General features: G+C 58.6%; 4 protein-coding genes. All 4 read right to left on the minus strand.

Translation table 11 applies throughout. From position 1 onward, the window contains the following. Positions 1-7: 7 nt before the first annotated feature. Positions 8-514 (minus strand): hypothetical protein, encoded by a 507-nt coding sequence (locus tag ENN40_07305; protein HDP95149.1) that lies wholly within the window; start codon positions 512-514, stop codon positions 8-10. Positions 515-602: 88 nt separating this feature from the next. Beyond that, on the minus strand, positions 603-1,706 hold the full coding sequence (locus ENN40_07310; protein HDP95150.1) for a hypothetical protein: 1,104 nt from the start codon (positions 1,704-1,706) through the stop codon (positions 603-605). Further along, positions 1,703-2,545 carry a hypothetical protein gene (locus ENN40_07315; GenBank protein ID HDP95151.1) on the minus strand — a complete coding sequence of 281 codons (843 nt, stop codon included), beginning with the start codon at positions 2,543-2,545 and terminating at the stop codon, positions 1,703-1,705. Before ENN40_07315 ends, ENN40_07310 begins: the two co-directional genes overlap by 4 nt. Positions 2,546-2,781: 236 nt before the next feature. Continuing rightward, a partial coding sequence (gene msrA / locus ENN40_07320) for a peptide-methionine (S)-S-oxide reductase (GenBank protein HDP95152.1) occupies positions 2,782-3,320 on the minus strand: 539 nt, incomplete at its 5' end.

A 3,320-nucleotide genomic window follows, 5' to 3' on the forward strand; every position in this document is an offset into this window, starting at 1 on the left:
CAACTTTTCAACTTCGTGGTTTGTCAGCCATGGCCAGCATGAGCGCGGCGAACTGGCGGGCATCCTCCAGGTCAGCCGCATCGGGATGGCCGACCGCGCTGCGGGCTTCATTCAACCAACCCCGGTACTCCGGGAGGTGGCTCAATTCGTCCATCACGTGGTGATCGACCTCTCCCTGGCAACCGAAGGAACCCAGCATGTAAAGCTTGGAAGCCAAGCTGACCGCGTGGTAAAAACCCTCCACCGCCAGTTTCCCCCCCCGCAAACAACCGTGGGTGGCGAAAAGCGCCACGGATTTGTCGGCGGGAATGCGCTGAATCAGCCGGGACGCCTGACCCGGAACCGAGTGATGCATGATGGGGAGTCCCACAAAGATCAGATCCGGGCTATCCAGGTCTTTCACTTCATCCACTCCGGCCAGGATGCGGGTCTCGTTCTCAGCTGCATCGTAAATGGCCCCGGCGACTTTTTCCGTATTTCCAGTCTGCGAAAAATAGGCTATCAGTACTTTCATGTCGTCCTCCTCAATTGGATGCTCTTCCCAGCCATCCGGTTTTCACACGATACGCATTGCCCTTCGTCTTCTCTATCTGGATTGATCGTTATCGGTCGACCTTAAGCGGAGCCGGCAGTCGCACCACGTGGGATACCCCGCGCACGCAGCGGTCAATATAGAAATCGCCGAACACACCCAGCATCAAACCGTTTTCAAGCGGGGCTCCATCCACCTTGTCCACAAGCAGGAACCGCTCTCCCCGGGGATCCGCGAACACCTCGCGCGCGCTGAGCAATACCCGGTACCCGTCACAGCCGCTGACCAGGAAAAAATCGTCGGCGCCGCATTGGGGAAACCATTTTTTCAGTATCTGATTCAAGGCTACGCCATCTGCCCTGGCTGTCCGCGCAGAGCGAATTCCCATACCATGGCCGATGCGGAACCAGGCGGGCCAGGTCTTTCGGGGAAAGTCATCCGGGACGGCAATCCAACTGTCCTTTCCCTCAATGCAGATGATCTCTTCCGACCGGCAGACAGAGTGTTTGCGAACCGGGGGGAGCCTGTCACGCGGTACGGCGGGAACTTCAAGGGTGATGCGCACCACGTCATCCAGATACCGCGCCGTGTCCGTCTCACGGGGACAAACCAGGCGCATACCCGACAACTCACTGGTAATCCGATTGCCTTTGTATGTATCCGCATTGCGTTCCGGCAGCACCGGCTCCCGTTTCCAGGCCAGGGTTACAGGCAATGCGTCATCGGCCAGCACCAGTTCACCATAAGTGAAAACCGAACACTTCCCGTCACGGGACGCAAACACGACCAGCATATCCAGGGGACGATCATCGGGATCGATGCTGAGGGGGCGTGGATCCACGCCGGCCAGGATATGCATGACCGGAACACCCGTATATGCGTAAGATCCCATAATCCGGCCGTCGGGAGTCACTTCCCGGGTGCGGACACGCACTGGAGCCAGCAGCCTGAGGCTGCGCGACGTGACTTTCCACGGGCGTTCCAGTCGACCTTCTACCAGAAGCTTTAGACCATCCGGAGGTGGATAATGCAGGGCGCTTGGCGTGGCACCGGAAAACGCATCAATAAAGCGTCCATAAGTAAACAGGTCCCAGGCCAGAAACACCAGTGCCGCGACCCCTACCATGGCCCCCGTCCAGATCCAGGACCTTCGAGTCATACGGGGCAAATTCATGCGGGGGCCTCCGGGTCGGTCTTAACCGCGGTTTTGCGATCACGGATCCCCCATTGTACGGAGTTGCCCTTCTCTTCCTTGCCCCGCTCTACGTACAATTCCAGATGCTCTCCCAGCGGCACCTGCCAGGACCAGGGACCATTCGACTCCACCGGGCCGGAGATTACCGTGGGAAAATGGCGGGAGAGATGCAGAAACTCAACACATTGCGCGCTTGAGGGGGACGCCGGTCCGGTGACCAGTCCTTCGCGGGTGATGAGCAACAGGCGGCCGTCATGGCATTGCAGGGCGGGAATATATCCGCGTTCCCCGGGTTCACGCCGAAAAGCCACGCAAGCGTTGATGCGCTGGGCCTGCCCAGGCGACTCCGACTGGTTCTCGCGACCCACGAGCTTATCCACGGCATCGACAATGAGCTGCTCCGTCAAGCCGTGGCGGATAAAAAGGCGGGAAGCCTCCGAAGCCATGCGGTCGTTGAGCCGGGTCAATTCCCCCGCCAAACGGGTCAACTCGTCCACCAAACGACGTTTGCCGTCAAAGTAATGCATCTTGTCGCTGTTATCCTGCCAGAAACGGTCGCGCAGGTAGGTGCGGATCTCTACGCCACGGCGCAGGGGACCGGCTTGCCATCCCAGCCTGGCGGCCAGGCGATCGATCGACGGGGCCGGCCGTCCGTCCGGAGCCCGGAAAAAGCCGCTGAATTCGTTTTCACGTGTCTCGGGTTCCAGCAACTGGGCCAGGTTTACCAGGCAGCGTTCCATTTCAGCGGCGGCATGGGTCGCATGTCCGTATTGAAGAAACACTTCCCGGGATAGGTCTCCGTCATTCTTTTCAGGCACCGTAAATCTCCAGCACCGGCAAGGGATACTCCCTCCCCTGCAGCGTTGTTACTATAGCACAGCGGCAACGATTTTTAAAAGGACCGGGCAGTGGTTCCGCCTGAACCCGCACACAATTCCAGAAGCGGCCGGGACAACGTTCAAGGGAATACTTGCGGTAATCCATACGAGTAAAGAGCCATCATATTGCCTGTGCCGGAGATCTACAAAACAAACTCCGTGGAGGTTGAAAGGGGCTATGACTCCGGGTCGGGGTCGAAACGCGGGGTAATGAAGTGACAATATGGGGTTCCCCCACCCCGGTTGTAATAGTCCTGGTGGTAATCCTCGGCCTTCCAGAACTCCTCGAAAGGCGTCAAGCGCGTAGCCACGTTCAATCCCAGGCCTTTCAGGTGCCCGATCAGGCGTTCGGCTGTTTCTTTCTGCTCCTGGTTGAGATAAAAGACCTCAGAGCGGTACTGCGGCCCCACGTCCGGCCCCTGGCGATCCACCTGGGTGGGATCGTGCATATCGAAAAAGCGTTTGGTTAAATCCTCGAAAGAAACTCTTTCCGGGTCAAAGCGGACTTCCACGGCCTCGGCATGGCCGCTATTCTTTGTGCAGACCTGGTAGTAGGTGGGGTTTTGAACCCGGCCGCCGGTATAGCCCACCGTGGTCTCGAGCACCCCGGGAATCTTCTGGAAATAGTACTCTACTCCCCAGAAACAGCCGGCGGCAAACACCGCCCGCTGTACCCGTTTTGCCGGAACGAAATCCATGGAGGTGGAATTGACAC

The organism is Candidatus Aminicenantes bacterium, from assembly GCA_011049425.1.
Taxonomy (GTDB): Bacteria; Acidobacteriota; Aminicenantia; order UBA2199; family UBA2199; genus UBA876.